General features: G+C 60.2%; 18 protein-coding genes. 8 read left to right on the forward strand and 10 right to left on the reverse strand.

The features are described 5' to 3' along the window. Nucleotides 1-36 precede the first annotated feature (36 nt). The 4 genes from HALTADL_RS11805 to HALTADL_RS11820 form a co-directional block, all read right to left on the reverse strand. Entirely contained in the window at nucleotides 37-1,008 is a 972-nt protein-coding gene (locus HALTADL_RS11805; protein WP_089673724.1) for an alpha/beta fold hydrolase, read from the reverse strand. Nucleotides 1,009-1,119: 111 nt separating this feature from the next. Next, a complete protein-coding gene (locus tag HALTADL_RS11810; protein WP_089673718.1) occupies nucleotides 1,120-2,064 on the reverse strand; it encodes a hypothetical protein in 945 nt (314 codons plus the stop codon). 71 nt (nucleotides 2,065-2,135) lie between these two features. Beyond that, nucleotides 2,136-3,062, reverse strand: a complete 927-nt coding sequence (locus HALTADL_RS11815; protein WP_089673719.1) for a hypothetical protein — start codon at nucleotides 3,060-3,062, stop codon at nucleotides 2,136-2,138. 33 nt (nucleotides 3,063-3,095) lie between these two features. After that, nucleotides 3,096-4,337, reverse strand: a complete 1,242-nt coding sequence (locus HALTADL_RS11820; protein ID WP_089673720.1) for a cytochrome P450 — start codon at nucleotides 4,335-4,337, stop codon at nucleotides 3,096-3,098. A 120-nt stretch (nucleotides 4,338-4,457) separates the two neighbouring features. Here HALTADL_RS11820 and HALTADL_RS11825 point away from each other — a divergent pair, with 120 nt between their 5' ends. The 4 genes from HALTADL_RS11825 to HALTADL_RS17425 all read left to right on the forward strand — a co-directional run bounded on the left by HALTADL_RS11825 (nucleotide 4,458) and on the right by HALTADL_RS17425 (nucleotide 7,484). Beyond that, entirely contained in the window at nucleotides 4,458-5,222 is a 765-nt protein-coding gene (locus tag HALTADL_RS11825) for an alpha/beta fold hydrolase (RefSeq protein ID WP_089673721.1), read from the forward strand. A gap of 64 nt (nucleotides 5,223-5,286) precedes the next feature. After that, nucleotides 5,287-6,624, forward strand: a complete 1,338-nt coding sequence (locus tag HALTADL_RS11830) for an ISH6-like element ISHla10 family transposase (protein WP_012659191.1) — start codon at nucleotides 5,287-5,289, stop codon at nucleotides 6,622-6,624. A 222-nt stretch (nucleotides 6,625-6,846) separates the two neighbouring features. After that, nucleotides 6,847-7,227, forward strand: coding sequence for a hypothetical protein (locus HALTADL_RS17810; protein ID WP_218143706.1), 381 nt, complete (start codon nucleotides 6,847-6,849; stop codon nucleotides 7,225-7,227). 119 nt (nucleotides 7,228-7,346) lie between these two features. Beyond that, the gene (locus tag HALTADL_RS17425) at nucleotides 7,347-7,484 is read left to right on the forward strand and encodes a hypothetical protein (RefSeq protein WP_162551721.1); all 138 of its coding nucleotides are present in this window, start codon (nucleotides 7,347-7,349) and stop codon (nucleotides 7,482-7,484) included. Between the two features lie 291 nt (nucleotides 7,485-7,775). Here HALTADL_RS17425 and HALTADL_RS11840 read toward each other — a convergent pair whose 3' ends face one another. The 6 genes from HALTADL_RS11840 to HALTADL_RS17815 all read right to left on the reverse strand — a co-directional run bounded on the left by HALTADL_RS11840 (nucleotide 7,776) and on the right by HALTADL_RS17815 (nucleotide 13,899). After that, nucleotides 7,776-9,299 carry a glutamate--cysteine ligase family protein gene (locus tag HALTADL_RS11840; RefSeq protein ID WP_089673471.1) on the reverse strand — a complete coding sequence of 508 codons (1,524 nt, stop codon included), beginning with the start codon at nucleotides 9,297-9,299 and terminating at the stop codon, nucleotides 7,776-7,778. Between the two features lie 54 nt (nucleotides 9,300-9,353). Continuing rightward, nucleotides 9,354-9,926 carry a hypothetical protein gene (locus tag HALTADL_RS11845; protein WP_089673470.1) on the reverse strand — a complete coding sequence of 191 codons (573 nt, stop codon included), beginning with the start codon at nucleotides 9,924-9,926 and terminating at the stop codon, nucleotides 9,354-9,356. Nucleotides 9,927-9,989: 63 nt separating this feature from the next. Beyond that, nucleotides 9,990-10,268 (reverse strand): DUF7385 family protein, encoded by a 279-nt coding sequence (locus tag HALTADL_RS11850; protein WP_089673469.1) that lies wholly within the window; start codon nucleotides 10,266-10,268, stop codon nucleotides 9,990-9,992. A 48-nt stretch (nucleotides 10,269-10,316) separates the two neighbouring features. Then, on the reverse strand, nucleotides 10,317-11,237 hold the full coding sequence (locus tag HALTADL_RS11855) for a thiamine-phosphate synthase family protein (RefSeq protein ID WP_089673468.1): 921 nt from the start codon (nucleotides 11,235-11,237) through the stop codon (nucleotides 10,317-10,319). A gap of 77 nt (nucleotides 11,238-11,314) precedes the next feature. Beyond that, nucleotides 11,315-13,042 carry an ATP-binding protein gene (locus HALTADL_RS11860; RefSeq protein ID WP_218143705.1) on the reverse strand — a complete coding sequence of 576 codons (1,728 nt, stop codon included), beginning with the start codon at nucleotides 13,040-13,042 and terminating at the stop codon, nucleotides 11,315-11,317. A 17-nt stretch (nucleotides 13,043-13,059) separates the two neighbouring features. Continuing rightward, entirely contained in the window at nucleotides 13,060-13,899 is an 840-nt protein-coding gene (locus tag HALTADL_RS17815; RefSeq protein WP_218143704.1) for a hypothetical protein, read from the reverse strand. Between the two features lie 118 nt (nucleotides 13,900-14,017). Here HALTADL_RS17815 and HALTADL_RS11865 point away from each other — a divergent pair, with 118 nt between their 5' ends. The 4 genes from HALTADL_RS11865 (at nucleotide 14,018) to HALTADL_RS11880 (ending at nucleotide 18,830) form a co-directional block, all read left to right on the forward strand. Continuing rightward, nucleotides 14,018-15,391, forward strand: a complete 1,374-nt coding sequence (locus HALTADL_RS11865) for an eCIS core domain-containing protein (protein WP_218143703.1) — start codon at nucleotides 14,018-14,020, stop codon at nucleotides 15,389-15,391. 2 nt (nucleotides 15,392-15,393) lie between these two features. Further along, on the forward strand, nucleotides 15,394-16,347 hold the full coding sequence (locus tag HALTADL_RS11870) for a hypothetical protein (RefSeq protein WP_089673467.1): 954 nt from the start codon (nucleotides 15,394-15,396) through the stop codon (nucleotides 16,345-16,347). A 72-nt stretch (nucleotides 16,348-16,419) separates the two neighbouring features. Then, nucleotides 16,420-17,022 carry an L-threonylcarbamoyladenylate synthase gene (locus HALTADL_RS11875; RefSeq protein ID WP_089673466.1) on the forward strand — a complete coding sequence of 201 codons (603 nt, stop codon included), beginning with the start codon at nucleotides 16,420-16,422 and terminating at the stop codon, nucleotides 17,020-17,022. An 86-nt stretch (nucleotides 17,023-17,108) separates the two neighbouring features. Then, on the forward strand, nucleotides 17,109-18,830 hold the full coding sequence (locus HALTADL_RS11880; RefSeq protein ID WP_089673465.1) for an ATP-binding protein: 1,722 nt from the start codon (nucleotides 17,109-17,111) through the stop codon (nucleotides 18,828-18,830). Nucleotides 18,831-18,850: the final 20 nt, after the last annotated feature.

Below are 18,850 nucleotides of genomic sequence, written 5' to 3' on the forward strand. Positions count from 1 at the left end.
CTTTGTACAGAAGCTGTCGACTGTCTGTGTGTCTGGTCACCCATCGAGAACTGACCGGACTCGATCAGCTGTTTCGTCGCCCGGTTCCATCCACGGCATATGGCCATGATTGGCCAGCTCATAAAACTCGGCGTTGGGCATTCGATCTGCGATCGATCGACCGACTTCGGGTGGCCAGAAGGCGTCCGCCGAACCCCAGATGAATCCGGTCGGTTGGTCGATGTCGGCGATTTCCTCCCGAATATCGAACAATGGGTGCATGCGGCCGAACGATCCTTCCTCAGTCAACAGCGACCGCAGGCTCTTTTCGCGCCCCGAGAGCTGCTGGCGGGCGGCCATGAGTTCGTAAAACGCTTCGGGGATGGCCGAGGCGTCGACGACGAGCCGCTGCCGAGTCGCCTCCTTCGCGTTCTCGACCGGATCCCCTCGCTTGTCGAGCCACAACAGCAGGCGATTGATGCCACGGACGGTCAACAGTCGCCACGCAAGCGAGAACTCTTTTGAGATGCCAGCAGGGGCACCCACCAGACAGAGGCGGTCGACGCGGTCGTGGTCAATGGCGAGCAGCAGTGCCTGTAGCCCACCCAACGAGTTGCCCACCACATGGGGCCGATCTACATCGAGATCGTCCAACAGTTCTCGGAGATAGGCGACCAGAAACGACCGGAGGTACCGGCCGCGATAGCTGACTGGGGCCGACAGCCCGCGTCCCGGCCGGTCCGGGATATAAAGGCGATACTCGTCGGTCAGCGCAGGCACCATCGGGAGCCACGTCGCCGCCGTCGTGGTGACTCCGTGCAGTAACACCACCGGCTTGCCATCGGGATCACCGGCGACGAGGTAGTGAACTCGTCCGGCGCTGTCGGTCTCGACCGTGCGGGACTCGACCTCGACATCGTAGTAGGCCGCGAGTTGGGCTTGACACGCCGCATACCAGCGTTCGGGATCGGTCGACCAGTCGTCGACCGAGCCTGCGGTGGGACGTCTCTGTTCGACGTTGTTTGTCATAGCCACACATACAAGGGCCACGCACAAAGTTCGCCGCTCCGTCTTGCGTAGTCGACTGTCTTATCGAGCGACTGGTCGACTGTCTGGCTCGCCGAAAGTCGGGTCGGGAAGCTATCCCCGAGTGGCGTGCAACAGGAGTCCGTGGGCGATGATCGCTGAGGGTCCAGCAGCGATCAGCAACAGCGCGGTTTCGCCACTGAGCAGGTAGAGCAGGGGTCCAACCGCGAGCATCGATACCCCCACGGCTGCGGTAATGATTCGTTCGTCTCGTCGGATGCGTTCGGGTGACTCGTTTTCGTCGACGACCCGCTGGAGTGTCGCGTCGACTTGTGAAGCCAGCGCAGCCGGAACTGGGAGGAAGTGAATCCCCGTGTACCACCGTTTCCCTCGGTTCGAGACGACAAACAGGCTCCGGCCGAGAACGTCGAACCGCCGAACACCAACTGCCCAGTCGAGACTGCGACGTCGGGTGTAGGACGGTCGGTTCGCCTCGACGACTCCCGCCTCCGGGTCTACCGTTCGTCTGACACCCCACTCTTGAAATAGCAGCGACACCCAAAGTGCGGCCATCGGAAACAGGTGTAGACTCGCCGCAGCACCGCCGAGACTCCAGATCGTGATCCCGGATACAACGACACCACAGCCGACCCAGACCGGGCGAATCCACGTCCAGTCGGATTGTTGGCCCAGCCGCTCTGTGACGGCATCTCGCTCTCCGTCCATTGGCCCATTGGCTGTCGACAGCCAGTAGCCGAGTGCCAGCGCGCCAGCGACGACCACAAGCCCGCCGACCCACGCCAGCGGGTCGACCGAGAGCCACTCCCCACTGATGAGCGGTGGGTTGTGCGTTGCAACCGCCACGAGAGCCAGCCCGATGATTCCCCCCAGTCCACCAGCAACGAACGACCGGAACCGGTTCGGTGCAATCGATTCCCACGACACCGACCGGTCGACCGGATCGACTCCCTGACTCGGATGGTGCTCGTTGGCTGGGTCGACAGTATCCCGTTCGGCTGCTGTCGATGCTGACTCGGCCGAGGTCATCCGGGTCGACATACCGTGTTGGTCGTCAAGTAAGTTCGGCTTGTTGTCAGGGTTCGTGCTGACTTGGAGGGCGTCACGACGCTTTAGCCCCTGATCGAATGTAGCAGGAGTCCGGGAGCAATGAATGCCGATGGGCCCGCAATGAGCAGTAACAGTCCGGCTTCGCCGCTGAGCAGGTAGAGCAGTGGCCCGATTCCGAGCATCGAGAGCCCAACACCCCCAACGATGATTCGTTCGTCCCTGCGTATTGGTGTCGGTGGCGCTTGCTCCTCGACCATCTGCCGAAGCAGTCGCTCGACGTCTGCTGCGAGCGCTGTCGGAACAAAGAGGGAATGCGGCCCCTCGTACCACCGTTTGCCTCGGTTCGAGAAGACAAACAGACTCACGATGCCGAGGTCGACACGTCGGACACCAACTGCCCATGTAAGCTGTTGCTCAAACGTTCTGTCGCCCCACTCCACGTGGGTCGAAACGGTGTTTCGGTCGGAGTCGACCGTGTATTCGATTCCCCGCATCCCGAAGACGAGTGGAAAGCTGAGACCACAAACCAGCGGGAGGATCGAGAGGACGCCCAGCAATGACTCGGAGCCGATCCACACGAATCCGACACTGACGGCTGCGCCACAGCCAACCCACAGCGGGCGGATAGTCGACCGCTCGGGGAGCGTCTGCACGACCAGTTCACGGATCGACGCTCGCTCGGTACTGGTCGACCTGTCATAGGCAATCAACCAGTAGAACAGAGAGAACGGTCCGCCGATGAAAATCAACCCGACAGCAAGGACTACAAAACCGGATGTCTGTGACTCACCACTGAGGACGTCGAGTGCGATGATTGCTGTGAGGACACCAAGACCACCGACAATACCAACCACAAAAACGAGTAGACAGCCGAACAGCAGCGAGCGAACCCGAGCAAATCGAATTGGCCCCCACGACACCGAAGCGGTCGACTCATCGTCTGTCGCCTCCGTCTCGTCGACCGATTCAACCGGTTCGCTTGACGCCATACATGTCAACATGTCTCCGTTTCGTGCTTAAGACTACTGTTCGATCACCCGAATCGGGTATTCTTCGACACCATATATAAACGAACTTCGGATTGGCTGGAGGTCGGCCTCGACCGGCTCGATGGCCTCGTATCGCTCTAAGAGCGACGAGAGGATGATTTCGGCTTCGAGTCGTGCAAGCGGTGCGCCCAGACAGTAGTGGGTCCCATGGCCAAAGGAGAGATGCTGGTTCGGTCGACGGTCGGCCACGAACTCGTCGGCCCTGTCGAAGACGTCTCCGTCACGATTGGCCGACCCAAGCCACGCTACGACTCCCTCGCCTGCCGGGATCTCCTGACCACTGAGTTCGACCGACTCGGTCGTTACCCGGAACAGCGCCTGCACGGGCGACCGATAGCGGAGGGCCTCTTCGATTGCGGTCGACAGCTTCACGTCTCCGGTTCTCAGGTCGTCGAGCAGACCCGGCTGAGCGGTGAAACACCGCATCGCGTTAGTGATCAGATTCGTGGTGGTGATGTTGCCAGCGACCAACAGCAGGGTACAGAAGCCGACCATCTCGCGCTCCGAGAGCCGGTGGCCGTCGACTTCCGCCTCTATGATCGCCGTAATCAGATCATCCTGCGGCTCGGCTCGACGCGCCTCGATCAGCTCCGCAAAGTACTGGCTCATCTCCGCCTGTGTCTGCTGTTGTCGCTGTTGGAACTCCTCCATTGCGGCCTCGGTTTTCGCATTTGGTCGCTCGATGAGTGTATCGGACCACCGCTTGAACTGCGCGCGGTCGTCGGTCGGCACCCCGAGCATCATCGCAATCACGTCGACCGGAACGGGGTACGCCACCTCGGAGACGAGGTCGACTTCCCCACCCTTGATGTCGTCGAGATACTCCTCGGTGAGCTCCCGAATCCGGTCGGCCTGCTCGGCGATTGCTCGGGGTTGGAAGAACCCCTCTACGACACCCCGGAGCCGGTTGTGTTCCGGCGGATCGGCAAACAGCATCGTGTCGAACACCGGCGGCGGTTCGCCCTCCGAGTCGGCGATCTCCTCCTCGAAGCCGGGCATTGTCGCTGGGTCCGACGAGAATCGTTCGTCGGTGTTCAGGACACGTTTCACGTCCTCGTACCGAAACACGTCCCACAGCTCTCGGTCGGCATCGTACCGAACCGGTGACTCGGCCCGCATCTCTCGATACCAATCGAAGGGGTCGAGCCATCGCTCACGGCTCGACAGCGCATCGGGAAAACTCACTGCCGGTCGACTGGGATCTGCAGCACTCATACTATATTGTGTCTGTTTGTTGAGGGTAACTGTTGGCACCCGTCGAATTCAGTGGATATTCCCATATCATAGAACCGACGCAACCCCGGTATTTTGACCGCCACAGCCGAAGCATGCGTGATGACTGAGTTACTGACCAGCCACCTTCTGGACTCGTTTCCCTATATTCGTGTCGGCGATGGTGACAAACAGTTGGTCGTGATCCCCGGCTTCGGTGATGCGATGTTCGGTGGTCGGTATCCGCCTGCTGCGGCGTGGGCCCTCCAGAGCTACTTCCACCGATTAACCGATGAGTACACGATCCATCTCATCAGTCGACCACGCAGCCTGCCGGAGAACTACACCATTGACGACGCCACCGAGCAGTACGGACAGATTCTCGATTCAGTGCCAACGCCTATCGATATTCTCGGCATCTCGATGGGTGGCTTCATCGGCCAGGGGGTTGCCGCACGCTATCCGGAGCTGGTCAACCAGCTGATCGTCAGCTGCTCCGGCAACCGCGTTGTCGACGCCGGTCGGTCGACGGTCAGCCGCTGGAAACAGTACGCAGACCGACATCGGTGGGTCAAGCTCCGGTCGGAGCTGGCGACGGCGCTCTACAGCTCTCGTGACTGGCGACGGTACAGCCTACCACCGACGATCCAGACGGTTGGCCGGTTCGTCCTTCCCCGTCCAGCGGTTCCGGCTGATGTCTCGCGGTCACTGTCGGCTATTCTCGACTACGATGGCACGTCGACTCTCGGCGATATCGAAGCCGACAGCTTCGTCATCGGCGGGGGCAGTGATCCGTTTTTCCCCGAATCAATTCTCCGAGAGACGGCCGATGGCATCCCGGAGGCCAGTATGCTGGCAATCGATGGGTCGTGTCGCAAAGTCCTCTAGAGTTCAGTAGTAACTGACTCCCGTGAAGGCGGGGTTGCCTCTGGTGTCCAAACCGAGGTACCCCATGCACGCCACAATCGACGTGCGGTTCGAACTGAGTATCGACGACGACAAAACGCTACCGCTCGCCACGCTTGCCGAGGCCGTCACTGACCAGAACCTCGAAGCAGTCCTTCTCGAATCGCTGGTCGAGAGCCTCGACGCCGCCAGCGTCGAGGCGCTCTGTGGTGAGAAACACGCACATGGCAACGGTGACCAGCGCTTCCAACGCGCCGGCACCGACACCCGCACAGCTGTCACAACTGCCGGAGAACACGAGTTCTCTCTCCACTACGTCGAAGATACAGCCGCTTCCCCAGACGAATCCAGCTACTTCCGGCCCGTCGAAGACGTTCTCGACTTCGACGGGCAGAACCGCTATCAGCAGGACATCGCCGCCAAAAGCGTCGATCTCGCTACCTCGCTCAGCTATCGAGACGCTGCCAATCACGGCGACAGCTTCGTCTCGATGCCGTCGCCGACCACCATCAACCGCCGTGCCAAGAAATACGGCCACAAGCTCAAACAGTTCCTTCCAGACTGTGTCGCTGGCACAGACGCTGACGCCGTCATTCCTGACGGGACAAAGTGCCACAGCCAAGACGACGACCGCTCGTCCCACTCCGTCCAAGCAACGCTCGGCGAAGACACCGCCGAAGAGTCACGCTCCCTGCTGGATCTGTCGGTCAACGCTGACTGGGACGAAACTGCCGCCGAACTCGATGATATCGGCGCAGTCACTGACGACGCGACGGTCGTCAGTGACGCTGATAGCGGCATCGTCACAGCCTTTACCGACGAAAACCGTGACCACCAGCTCGATCTCGTCCACGTCGGCCGAACGCTGGGTTACACCCTCTGGGACGATGGCGTCTTCTCCTTGGACCGTCGGAAGGAGATCGTTTCGGAGGTGATCGACGAGGTGTTCCATCTGAAGAACTCTGTGGCGAAGCATCGTCCAGCGGAGGAGTTCGCGGCGATCCGCTCGCGGATCGCGCGAACGAGAGAGCGATTAGAGAAGACAGCGTGGCAACTGGAGCAGTTCGGGTCAGCAAAGGCTGCAGGGTATCTTCGGCGGTGGCTGCCGTCGATTGTGACGTTCGCCGAGCACGCTGTCGAGGGGTTCGAGGTTCCGTGGACCTCGAACCCCGTCGAACGACTGATGGGCGAGGTCAGCAAGCGGTGCAAGAACCAGTGGATGCGCTGGACAGCAGAGGGATTGGAAGCGATACTCCAACTTCGGTTGGTGAAGTACGCCGACCCCGAGTACTACCAAGCGTTCCTCGACGAACTGCTCCAACGTTCGACCAAAACAGCAATCAACTGTGACCTCTCAATTGAGAGTACCAGCGGCAAAGTCTAGACCGCTTTGCAACACGACCAATCGATGGCGCAAAACACGGTGCCTTTGACGAGCGGAAACGGCTCCATGATCGCCGAGTCAAGGCCTTCCTTGCGGATCCACAGCAGGTCAGTGCGGACTGATTGCTAACTTGTTTTCAGTTCATCTAATCACGCAGTACAGTCTCGTTACCGCTGCATTTCGGCCCGCAGTGTTTTGCACATGGCAACCCTCGCTCCGTGTATGTCCGAGTCAGATTCAGACCCCGAGCCGGAACTCGAAGCAGAGCCCGGCGTCGACGAGGATCTTGCGGACGAATCGCACGACACCGACGACGAGTCGGAACTCGATGTTTCGGATCCCGAGTTAGGCAAGGCCACAATCGTCTTCGACGACCCTGACGGCGACACAACGAAACGGACAGTCGACAACGAACACATCGTCTACTTCCAGGACCACTGGCAGCTCAAAACCGGCACCGATGCCGACGGCAACGATGTTATCCGTCGGATACCTCGCCAGCGCGTCCACTACGTCGAACGCTCTGTCGAGGAGTTCCAGGACCGCGTCGACGCGATGCTCGATCAGGCCCGCAAGCGACTCCCAATCGAAATTCCTATCTGAACCTGACAGTTCTCATATTTATCCACTCCCTACTGCCAGTTTTCAGCTATATATCTAGTTAGACATACATTTCAAGACGGGCAGAGGATTCATATATCCTCACGCGAAGACGTATCGAGATGAAACAGTGTTCCAACTGTGGCAGTCGACTGCGGCGTAAGGCACCCGAAAACGAGGAGTATGGAATTGCTGCGGTCGACGGACGCCGGTATCCTGACGACTGTCCGGACTGTGGGGCTGCGGTATCTCCGTCGTAACATCCATCTCGTGACTTACTGGCCGAGATACACCAGAATTCTATCAGACGGCACCGATAATACTAGATGTATGACAATACGACTGCTTTTGCAAGCGCTGGCCGTGAGTTGGTACGATGGCTTCGTTCGTCTGTTACGGAAATTCAAGGAGAAAGCCCCGTGCTTTAGCGCGGGGATGAATCTGACATATCCTACCCATCCGCTTCGACCGTCTCGCAGAGCAGCTTCCTGAGGCGCTGATACCGGTGCCTACGAGCGACACGCAGCGTGGTAAGCAAGAGTAGCCAGAGACTACCAGTCAGCAAACGGCACACCGCGTCCGCTGTGCTGGTTGTAACTGGTCTGCATCGCGGTAATCGCCTCGGCCAGTGGTTTCCCATCGTCGAGGTGTTCGCGTACGCGGGCCTTCTTCCACTGGCTCGGCGTCTGGCCGCGTTCCCAGCGGTCGACCATCGGCGCGAGCAGTTGTTCGGCCTCGCTGTCGGTATGCCCCTGTGCTCTGAGGCCACGGCGAGCGAGATCGAACAGCTCCGGGTAGATGAGTTCGGGGTCACTTGTCGACTCGCCGTCGGCGGTGATCCACGAAAGGTCGGCCTTCAGGCCGTCGTCGACCGCGTTGTAGAACCCTTGTTCGGCGTCGGCCCAGTCCAGTTCCACGAGTGGGTGGTCGGCAGCAACGATCCCACGAATAAGTCCGGTTGTCAACCAGTGGAGACTCAGTACGTCCTCGACGGTTGGCTGGGTCGGTAGCGGTCGGTACTCGATACGGAGCGAGCCACCCTCGCCGTCGCTGGCGTCGCCGCCGATGATCGGTCGCACCCACCGCCAGTAGGTGCCGTACTTGTGGATAAACTCCCAGACGGAGTCGACCGCGTCGGCTGTCTCCTCGGTCGGCGTTTCGCTCCACTCGCTGAGGAACGGGCCGCAGGTCCAGTCTTCGACCACGCGGTCGACGATGTCGGTCGGCGTCTCGATATCCTGTGGGCAGCAGGCCTTGGTTCGACCCCCCACGTTGACGGTCCCCTCGAACACCGGTATCCGGAGTTCGTGTGGCGTCTCGTCGACCAGTCGGTGTGGATCGTCGACCGAATTGTAGAGGTCTCCGGGCAGAAACGGTGAGTTGGTCGACAGCGCGAGTACCGGTCCCAGCGTTCGGATGGCGGCGTTGAAGTAGGTCGGAAACTGCGCCGTCTCCGGGATTTGGAGGTGGGGTTGGATCGAACTCGTGAGGGATTCGACGAGGATCGTCGAAAACCGGTGGTGTGCACCCGGTACGTCGAGTTCGATTCCGCCGCCCGCCTCGCGGACCAAGGTGTTGTCCATCGCGCAGTAGCGCGGTTTGGTCGGCATGTTGACCGCGGTCTGGATACCGTCGTGGGTGTCGACCAAATCGAGATAGCGCAGACTCCCCTCGGCGGGTGGAATCGTCCACATTCCATCGCAGATGAGCTGTTGGCCACGGGCCGAGAGGGCTTTCTGGAGCCCGCTCACTGACGCTTTGAGTTCGTCGGCCTGTGCGGCGACGCCCTCAGGATCGAACCGCTGGGGGCTGGCGTTGAGTTCGACGTTGTGGAGGCCGATCTCTCGGGCGTAGCCGCCATCTCCGAACACCGTCTCGTCGATTGGTGTGAGTGCGCCCGTTTCGTCGACTGCGTACAGTTCGAGTTCCAACCCGACTGCGGCCCCGTTGCTGTCGAAGGCCCCCGCTTCAAGCTCGGCCCGGAGTCGCTCGGCCTGCTCGGCCACCCGCCGGTCGAACGTCGACTGCGTGTCGGGATCGAGCGCCCGCCGCACTGCCGACAACACGGTGTCCATACCCCCTGCTACTGTGTCCGATCTGATAGTGTTTCGTGCTTGTGGCCGCGCCGCTTAGTTTTCTTCACAGTTCTGCTGTTCGGTATCATTGGTCGGGCCGACGGCTGGCTCGTAGAGATACTCACCAATGAGTCCGTGGAGCTGTCGATGGCCGCCTCGCGGGCTGTAGTCGATACCATGGTAGTGTTTGGCGGCATACCGTGGATGGAAGGCGTTGTACTCGTCGTGCACGTAGCAGTCAGTCGCACCGTCGCCGGTTTGAAACAGCATCACGTGGAGCTGTCGGTCCGCCAATGGGCCGTCTCGACGTGCCCACGAGCCAGCCTCGCTTCGGCCATCAGGGAGGGTTTTCCACGCCGACAGCGGCATTCGCTCGAAGCCGTAGGCTGCGAGTAGTCTGTCGACGTCCTCAACTGGGGCGTCGATTCGGCCCGCATACTCCCGGTCTTGGAGTTCGTAAGCTGCATACCCTACTCGGAGTCGACTGGCCAGTCGGTGGAGCTTCGGTAACACCGCCTCTCGACCTCGATTCCAGTAGGTTGCGGTCGGGCCGCGGTGGGTCGGTTGGAGGACACCATAGAGCAAGGCGAAACTGAGGACCGCCACAATCGGTGCTGCAATCACCATTGATAGAACGCTGTGTGGCCGCCGCGATAGGTTTTGTGCTATTCGTGAGTCGTTGGACCGGTGTTACTCGTGGGTAAACAGGAACGGTCGACCGTCGTGGTCGGCGCTCACACAGAGATCCATCACGTCCGACAGCGAGAGGCTGGTCTGGTCCTGTTTGCAGACCACGAGATAGTCGAACGGTTCGTCGCAGGCCGGACAGGCAATCGAGGTCGTGTTCTGGTAGGTCGCCATCATATCGTTGTCCCGCCGTGGCGTCAGGTAGTTCACGAGTTCTTGGAGCGATTCCGTCTCCTCATCGGGCGCGAGATCGTCCGTCTCGGTCGTCTCTGAGTCGTCCATGCAACAACTAGCCACACCACGAAAAATAAAGACATCGCTCAGCCGACTTCAGGCGTCGACCGAGAGACACGCAATCGCAGTTTCGACGGCGTCGACGGCGGTCTCACCGAACACATACGTGATCGGTTCGATGCCGAACGTACCCTCGTGGTAGAGAACCGATGGGGCGCGGTCTCGATCTTCGAGCAGCGACTGAATCCGCTCGGCGCGGTTCTCGTAGCTCGCATCGAACGCAACTGCCTCAAGCCCCTGCTCGTCGGCTGCCGCGAGCAGTTCATCGGAGGTGGCGAGGTTGACCGCGCCGCGAACCGAGGGGTCGACGGCCATCACTGCCAACAGCGTCGTAGCGACGTTTTCGGAAGCCCCGAACTCGGGATTTGATGGAACGTTGACCCGGCCTCGCATCGCGTGGACTCGGCCCGGAACCGCGGCGATATCGGTCTGGCTGTCGGCCTCGGGGAGTGCCATCCCGATGTTCGAACCGACGTTCGGGATGTGGTCGACGACTGCTGGCGTGTTGGAAAACAACCGAACAGCATGTCTCACATCACCCAAGACGTCGCGTTCGGCCTGAAGTCCTTTATTTTGGCCTCGCACACAGAGATCACACCCCATCCCTTCGAGGGCGGGCATTTCCTCTTCGTGGACTGCACAGATCGGCCCGCGGTCCTCGAAGGCCCGAATCAGATCCAGCAGCTCAGAGAGTGCTTCGTAGTCATCGAGTGTGCCCGTTGCAAACCCCTCGGCGATGTACTCGATGGTCTCGACCATTCGCGGGTTGTCGGCGAACCGCGGCTCGCCGGTCTGTTTGCCGCTGAGGTATTTGCTGACCGCGGCCTGTGAGATGCCGAGTTTGGTGGCGATCTCCTGCTGTGGCAACCCCCGGTCGTCGAGTTCGACCGCCAGCATCGACCGGGCAGTCGGCAGAAATCGGTCGACGACGATCTCACTCGGCAACTGGAGTGTCATCTGCCCTCACTCCCGTGTGTCATCAGTCTCGCTCCCGTAGGCGTCCCTCATTTGCAGGCGGTACTCGCTTCGGGGTTTTATGTATTTGTACGGGTCGATCCACGCTGCAGATCGAACAGTCGCCAGCAGCCTTCATCGAGGCGGAGTTCGGCCGAGATCTGTGTCTTCGTCCCATCTCTCGTGTGGCTGAATCCAAGCCGAACCCGGCTGGAGTCGTCCTGTAGGCGTTCGATCTCGCTTGCAATCGAGTGGTCGACTCCTTTGGTTCGTCGTAGTTCCTTCCGCGATACTCGGTCGGTAACTGCCCGAGAGTGGTAGAGGTCGTGAACTGCGGGATCGCCCGCATACAGCCGGTCGAAAAACGCACGCACGACGTCTTCCGGGCTCCCGTCGGTCGACTCCGTCGCCTCGTTCGCGCTGCGGTCAGCAGTCTCCGAGTTTCTTTGCGCGTTGGCTTCGGCGGCGACTGACGTAGACGAATCAACTGGATCTGGTGTGTCGACTGTATTGTCCGCATCACCATCCCCAGCAGTATACAGCAGGTGTTGGTAGGGTTCGTACTCAGTGGGGTCGACCATTCGACCGCTGTTTTCGAACTCTAACTGAATGGCTCCGACGAGATGCCGCATCTCGATTGTCCCATTCGATTGGGCCTCGCTGGCTGCCAACACGGCCGCCGTGTGGGCGATGGTTTTGATCTGGCCGCCGGTGAACTCAAAGGTCGAGAGGAACTCGTAGTCGACCTCGCCAACCGGGGCGTCGTCGGGGAATATCTCCGTCCAGATTGCGGTTCGAGTCGACTGCTGTGGCTGTTTGAACGAGACGGTGTGATCGAGTCGACGCTGGAAGGCCGAATCGATCTGTGAGGCGTAGTTGGTCGTCAGTAACACGATCCCGTCGTAGCGTTCGATTCGCTGGAGCAGGTAGTTCACCTCGGCGTTGGCATATCTGTCAGTCGAATCCGAGACCTCCGTCCGGCCGCCGAACACCGCATCAGCCTCATCAAAGAGCAAAATAGCGTTCGAGTTGGTCGCGGCTTCGAATATTTCTTCGAGGTTTTCCTCGGTCTCGCCGATATACTTCGAGACGACTGCGGAGAGATCGATTCGGTAGAGATCCATCCCCACATCGCCCGCCAGCAGTTCGGCGGCCATCGTTTTGCCCGTGCCTGACGGGCCCTCGAACAGCGCGACGACACCGGTGCCGCGGCTCGATCCCTCGGCAAATCCCCAGTCGCTGTAGATCGTCGACTGCTGTGTGATATGGGTCCGCACGAGCTGGAGTTTTCGCTCGGTTTCGGCTCTAAGTTGGATCTCGTCCCACTCGCTGTCAGGTTCGATCCGCTCGGCGAGCTCGCCCAGTCCGTCGGCCGATTGAGCGCTACAGCCCGCGTAGATATCCTCGGCAGTCAACGCCTTGTCGCCAGCGAGCGACCGGGCCGTCGACAGTGCGGCCCGAAGCTGGCCGTGGGTGAGTCGGAACGTCCCTGCAAGCACCTCGGAGTCGACTTCCTCTGGCAGTTCGGTTGCTTGTGACTCCCAGAACTCCCGCCGGAGGTCGACGGAGGGATACGGGAATGCGATGATGGCGTCGACCTCGCGGGCCATCGTCTCGGTCGGCGTCCACGAATCGCTGCCGGTGACGAAGACCTCTGTATCGAGGTCGGCAACGGAATCAAAAACGGCTTTGAGCGATGTGTTCAGTTCGGGATGGTCGGTCACCACTGTCGCGTTGGTGAGGTGGAGTGGTCGACCGAGCAGCGCGGCCTCCCGGCGAAGCCAGTCGAGCGCGTCGGCTGCCAGCACGGCTGCGAGATCGGCTTTTAATACTGGTCGGCGCTACAGACAGCCTCGACAGCGCGGTGTTTCTCGGTCGCTGGCCCGTACCAGTACAATCGGCGACCGTTCTCGGCAGAATCGGTGAGGGTTGCGAGTCGACTCTGGATTTCATTGTCGACGGCGAGGGAATCGAGAGTGGCGTCGGCTGTACAGTTGGCCAGTCCCCGTTCGCTGTGGCCGCTTTTGACGTGGTCGGCGAGCGTGGCGTCGAGTTCGGGGTCGACGCCGTCGTAGCCTTTGAGGTAGTCGACGATGCGTTCAGAGACGGTGATGAGTCGACCGCGCTTACCGAGATGCTCGGCAGGAGACGGCTGGAGTTCGATGAGGTCGTGCTGGCGGAGTGGCGAGTCGCTGCTAACGAGGGTTCCGGCAGCGAGGCGGTCGGTCCACGAGCAGCCGAACAGATTCTCGACGAAAAGCGGGGTCGGTCGAACGAGTGACTGATGATTGTGGACCTGCTGGAATCGCGTCCCATACTCCGTATCGATTTCTGGAGCCACAGCCAGCATGAGCACGTCGAGATGTCGACGCGACAGCCCACACGTCTCGGCGAGGACACGAATCCGGAGCCGCGTGTCGTCGGTGGTCCGGCAGTTTTCGCGTATTTCCGTAGTGAGCTCCGACACTTGTCGACGGTCCGCTTCGGGAACCGCGAGTGACAACTCCCGCGGGTCCGGCAGGGGACCTTCAGCCTCAGCTCTCGACGCCCCCTCACCCGATGATTCAGGGCGCTCGCTCTCCTCGCCGGGATTGTACGCTTCCAGGATGGCGTCGACTCGATCAAGCTCCGCGCGTAGATGTTCGTGGGTCGACGCGTAGCTCATAACTCGTCTGGCGAGACGGGGATGGTCGTCATCTTAACCGCAGTTTGCTCCGTGATCCCTGTTAAAATGTTGGCACGAGAGTATTTATACAAAGACGAGGGAAAATCCGACTGAGAGAATGGGGTTTCGCTCATCGCGTCGGTCACAGACCCAAGAGACTGATGTCGCAGGGCAGACTGCCCGCCACCGGCAGTCGACCACCCAGCAAGAGTTCTCGACTGGGGCCATCTGGACGACCGACACTGACCGTGCAGAACAGCATTTCGGGATGCAGATACCCGATGATAGAATCCTCCAGCGGTTACAGATCGCTGAGGATACTCACGGACCACAGGTCCACGACTGGATTGAGGAGGGGATGACCGCCGAAATTCTCGGCAAAACGTGGGATATGGAGACCTTCCGCCAGCGACAGGCCGAGCGTCCGTCTGAAGTACCAACCAACATTGAGCGGCAGAACAAGCGATCACTCCAGCGCAGCGAAAAAGCCGCTGTCGACACTGGCGCGGCTGGTGAGACTGGTGTTCCAGAGCCGGTTCGAGACGTGATTTCGTCGACTGGCCGGTCGCTGGACGCCTCGATCCAGCGAGCGATGGAAGACCGGATGGGCGATTCGTTCGGTGACGTCCAGATTCATACAGGGTCGACGGCGGCTGCGGCCTGTGAATCGATCAATGCGCGTGCGTTCACGGTCGGGAGTCATATTGCGTTCAATCAGGGCGAGTATGATCCCGAATCACCAGAGGGTCAGCATGTATTGGCTCACGAGTTAGCGCACGTGAGGCAACAGACTGGCAGCACGGTGTCGATGTTACCGCAGGAAAATGTAGAACTGGAGGTCGACCCAGATCCTGCATTGGAGCGTGAGGCCGAAGAGACGGCTCAACAGGTAATGAAGGGCGGAGCGTTGGATATTCAACGAATGTCTGAGACGGAGGTCCACGTACAGCGGGCAGGCCTCGGGAGCATCAGCCGCGATGAGACGAGGTCGCCCGGTGACCGTCCAGAGCAGCCGCCCCAACCGACCCAGTCGGACCAACAGCCAGTCGACATCGACGTCGACGAAATCAAAGCCGATCCAGAGACGCTGGCAGACGAAGTCCAACAAATCAAAGCCAATCAACAGTTGGTCATGAAAACACTGACCGAAGCCAAGCCGGGTGCGACGAGTGCACCTGGTATGGATGACTTGGCCCAAACTGCAATCAAGGGTGCCAGCGGCTCACTTGTGAGTGCAGGCGCAGGTGCGGCCATTGGAACGGTCCTTGGTGGTCCGATTGGGACTGCCCTCGGGGCTGGCGTCGGTGCTGTTGCCGGTATGGCCAGCGATCTCACCAAGCAGGGCGTCGACTACGCTGGTGACCGGCTCCTCGATAGCCAAGCCCAAGACCTAGAACAGATGTACAGCGAGATGACCCGGATGTACAAGGAACTGAAAGAAGGGTCTGACTTCTCGAATCTTGAAGGCAAAGCTCAGAGCAGGAGTGAATGAGTATGGATGCGATAATCACCGGTGAAAACGAAGAAATTGTTGGCCTCAGCGTTATCGACAACAAAGATGTTGAAAACCTAATCGAGATTGGCGAAAATGGTGAGATCACTGGCCATGACTCAGATGGCTACCCCGACAAGGCAGCCAATCGAACTGATAATGATAACGAGTATGTTGAGCAGGCCCGTCGATACGCCAAATACTATGTCTACCAACAGCGCGGCTACGATACAGTCGACCACGCCGAAAACCCCGAGTACGTCAACGCTGTTCGAGAAGCCATAACCGATCTGTCGGCGTCCGACTTCGAGCAGTATTTCGGGCCACTACATCAGCAGATTCGAAGCCATCACGACGAGAGCGTCCAGCGGCTCGTCGACCTCCCGGCTGGTGTTCGGGCCGAAGATGCGGTGGTTTACGAACTCGATGTCTATCTTGGCGTCGACCTCGAAGATGATGCCGTCTCGGACACTGCTGAAGCCGTCGCAGCATCACATGGTCTGGATTTCGAGGCCGCGACCGCAGAGACGGTCTCAGCGGCCACCCAGCCAGACCTCGTCGACTGGGAGGCGGTTGGCGAACACGTCATTGAGACCACCGACGTCGACGATATCCCACTGGAAATCGCCGCCGTGTCCGGGATTCACGTCGGCTACCCCGATGCTCGTGGCGAACATCAGGTCCAACGGGCAGACGATCCGCTTGATCGAGAGCCCGATGCGACAATCGAACTGATCCCCGCCGATCCCGGCGGTTTCGAGGCGTTCCGCGACTATATCGACCACCACCTTCGGTGTCAGGTCCGGGACTGTTTCGCCGGGATGGGTCTGCTTCCACCGGAACCGTTCCAGACCATTGGGTTCGGGAAGTTCATCTACGCTCGTCGGTACGACCACTACGACCTCTATCCGACATTCCACACAACAGATACTGATTCTGGTGGGCTGTTCGGCTAACTGCTCTGATCTGACTGAGTCCGGTCGACCCCAGAACAGTATCCTTTTCGCATCGCTGGTCGACCCTCAACTATGACACTGGGCGACGATACGCAGGCAGCCATCGACGAGGCAGCCACGGCCATCGAGGCGGGCGAGGCAGTGGTCTACCCGACCGAAACCGTCTACGGACTGGGTGCGGACGCGACCGACGACGAGGCCGTCGACCGCATCTTCGCAATCAAAGACCGCCCCTACCACAGGCCGCTCTCGGTAGCCTTCCCCGACCGCGAGACTGCCCGCCAGTACACCGAGCCGACCGAGCGCGAACGCGACTTTATGAACCAGTTCCTCCCCGGTCCAGTGACCGTCGTCGTCGACCGCAAACCCACACTCCCCGATATTCTCACCAGCGGTCGGAGTCGTGTCGGCGTGCGGATTCCGGCCAATGACGTCGCGCTGGCACTCTGCCGGGCGGCGGGACCGATCACCGCCACCAGCGCCAATCGGAGCGGTCAGCCGAGTGCCCGACTGCCCGATGACCTTTCGGCCTCGGTCCGTGAGGCCGTGAGGGTGATCATCGATACCGGCCAGACACCCGGCACTGAGAGCACGGTCGTCGACATCGAAGCCAACAAGATTCATCGCCGCGGGGCACAGGTTGCCGAAATCGAGGCGTGGCTCGCTGACAACTAGTCGTTGTCGACGGTGGGCTGTCAACCATCCGTACAAAGGATTAATACAATCTGGCTGGTAAATACCAGCCAGTATCGAACCGCATCATGTCAGCGAATCCTCCCCTCACCAGCCGTGGCAAATACCGAGTCATTCGTCGTGAGCCGGGGTATCTCGTCATGTACTCCGCCGATGGCGAGCCGGCGACAGTCGGCACTCGGGGGTACGACCGACGGCTTCAGGAGACCGTCGACGAGATCCAACAGGGCGACGGGCTGAAGCTGGTGGCCACGGGGATTCACGATGCACGGACGGTGGGCCGATTCGAATCGGTGAAGATCATCGACCGACGGTCGATCCGGCTGTTTTCCCGGTCGGCACCGACGCCCGAACCGTTTGCGGAGCTGTGGGCCGACAGCGACGGTGAGACCGCAACCGGCGGCTTCCAAACCGAAAGCGGCGACTATACGGCCGATATCATTCTCGAACCCGAGTCGACGGAACTGTTGACGCTGTTTTGGAACGGACTGCTCGATTTCGAATCGCAGTTCAAAAACCGGACGTTCGGCGACCAACACCCGACTGACGTCCTCATTTTTAATAACGAAACCACCGAGTACATCACGATCATCTATCACGCGGAGATAACCGAGACGCTCGAAGAGATCTACCGGCTCTATCTGTCGGAGTATGACGCCGAAACCGATACTGGCGACCGGTTCAAAGCCGAGTTACTGTATCCCGAGTACCGGCAGTTCAGACCCAATATCCCCGAGGATGTGCCGTCTCAGACTGTGTTGGAGTCCGAAGAAAATCCGTTTCCCCGCATGTCGCGTGTCTCCGGGCCGCCGTTGGATCGCCTGCAGTCCGCAGCTCAAAACGGCGGGAGCGAGTCGTCGACTCCGACAAACGGTTCGTCGACCAACACCGAATCGCCGTCATCAGATACCGTTGCCTCCGATGAGGCACCCTCCGACGCCGAGTCGACCGACGAGGAGTCGACGGAGTCGACCGACGACCAGCCGCCGTGGGCCGAGGAGTTGGAGATGGAACTCTCCCACTCGTGGACCAAGGAGTCGGCCGTCACGATGGCCGACTACGGCGGTCGACCGGAGCTAACTGAGACGATTCGAAACAGCGTTATCGTCCCGTTCCGGGACCGCCCCGAGCAGGCCAAACAGCTCGGCGTTCCGGTACCGAGCCTGCTGCTGTACGGCCCGCCGGGCACCGGGAAAACCTATCTCGCAAAGGCTCTCGCTGGAGAGATCGGTTACCCCTACGTGACGCTCAGCGGTGGCGACATGCTGTCGCGGTATATCAACGCCAGCACGGAGAACGTCAACGAACTGTTTGCCGAGGCGCGAGCCCTTGCCGAGCACGCGGGTGGGGCTCTCATCTTCATCGACGAGATCGACTCCGTGCTCAAGGCCCGGAATTCGACCAACCAGCACGCCGAAGACCAGAAGGTCGTCAACGAGTTCCTCACCCAGATCGAGAACGTCGGTGAGGAAAACATCCTCTTCATGGGGGCGACGAACGTTCACGACGAACTCGATTCGGCGGCGCTCAGCCGGTTCGACAAGGAGCTGTTCGTCGGCTTGCCCGAAGAACAGACCCGCCGAGAGATCATCACAACCCATCTCTCGGATCGTGCCCACTCGGTGACCGACGACGAAATTGCCGACCTCGCTGCGTCGACCGATGGCTACTCGGCCCGTGATCTCACGAAGATCGTCACCGATGCCGCTCGACGGACTCTCGTCGACCCGGATCGTGACGAGATCTCGTTTGATGCGTGTCAGGACGCTCTCTCCGAGTTCGCCACCTAACCCGGTGAGTGACTGACCGG

Source organism: Halohasta litchfieldiae (assembly GCF_002788215.1).
In the GTDB taxonomy this organism is placed as follows: Archaea; Halobacteriota; Halobacteria; order Halobacteriales; family Haloferacaceae; genus Halohasta; species Halohasta litchfieldiae.

Coding starts and splice junctions, on each gene's coding strand:
- HALTADL_RS11805 (WP_089673724.1), bottom strand. CDS start 1,008: ATGACAAACAACGTCGAACAGAGACGTCCCACCGCAGGCTCGGTCGAC.
- HALTADL_RS11810 (WP_089673718.1), bottom strand. CDS start 2,064: ATGTCGACCCGGATGACCTCGGCCGAGTCAGCATCGACAGCAGCCGAA.
- HALTADL_RS11815 (WP_089673719.1), bottom strand. CDS start 3,062: ATGGCGTCAAGCGAACCGGTTGAATCGGTCGACGAGACGGAGGCGACA.
- HALTADL_RS11820 (WP_089673720.1), bottom strand. CDS start 4,337: ATGAGTGCTGCAGATCCCAGTCGACCGGCAGTGAGTTTTCCCGATGCG.
- HALTADL_RS11825 (WP_089673721.1), top strand. CDS start 4,458: ATGACTGAGTTACTGACCAGCCACCTTCTGGACTCGTTTCCCTATATT.
- HALTADL_RS11830 (WP_012659191.1), top strand. CDS start 5,287: ATGCACGCCACAATCGACGTGCGGTTCGAACTGAGTATCGACGACGAC.
- HALTADL_RS17810 (WP_218143706.1), top strand. CDS start 6,847: ATGTCCGAGTCAGATTCAGACCCCGAGCCGGAACTCGAAGCAGAGCCC.
- HALTADL_RS17425 (WP_162551721.1), top strand. CDS start 7,347: ATGAAACAGTGTTCCAACTGTGGCAGTCGACTGCGGCGTAAGGCACCC.
- HALTADL_RS11840 (WP_089673471.1), bottom strand. CDS start 9,299: ATGGACACCGTGTTGTCGGCAGTGCGGCGGGCGCTCGATCCCGACACG.
- HALTADL_RS11845 (WP_089673470.1), bottom strand. CDS start 9,926: ATGGTGATTGCAGCACCGATTGTGGCGGTCCTCAGTTTCGCCTTGCTC.
- HALTADL_RS11850 (WP_089673469.1), bottom strand. CDS start 10,268: ATGGACGACTCAGAGACGACCGAGACGGACGATCTCGCGCCCGATGAG.
- HALTADL_RS11855 (WP_089673468.1), bottom strand. CDS start 11,237: ATGACACTCCAGTTGCCGAGTGAGATCGTCGTCGACCGATTTCTGCCG.
- HALTADL_RS17815 (WP_218143704.1), bottom strand. CDS start 13,899: ATGAGCTACGCGTCGACCCACGAACATCTACGCGCGGAGCTTGATCGA.
- HALTADL_RS11865 (WP_218143703.1), top strand. CDS start 14,018: ATGGGGTTTCGCTCATCGCGTCGGTCACAGACCCAAGAGACTGATGTC.
- HALTADL_RS11870 (WP_089673467.1), top strand. CDS start 15,394: ATGGATGCGATAATCACCGGTGAAAACGAAGAAATTGTTGGCCTCAGC.
- HALTADL_RS11875 (WP_089673466.1), top strand. CDS start 16,420: ATGACACTGGGCGACGATACGCAGGCAGCCATCGACGAGGCAGCCACG.
- HALTADL_RS11880 (WP_089673465.1), top strand. CDS start 17,109: ATGTCAGCGAATCCTCCCCTCACCAGCCGTGGCAAATACCGAGTCATT.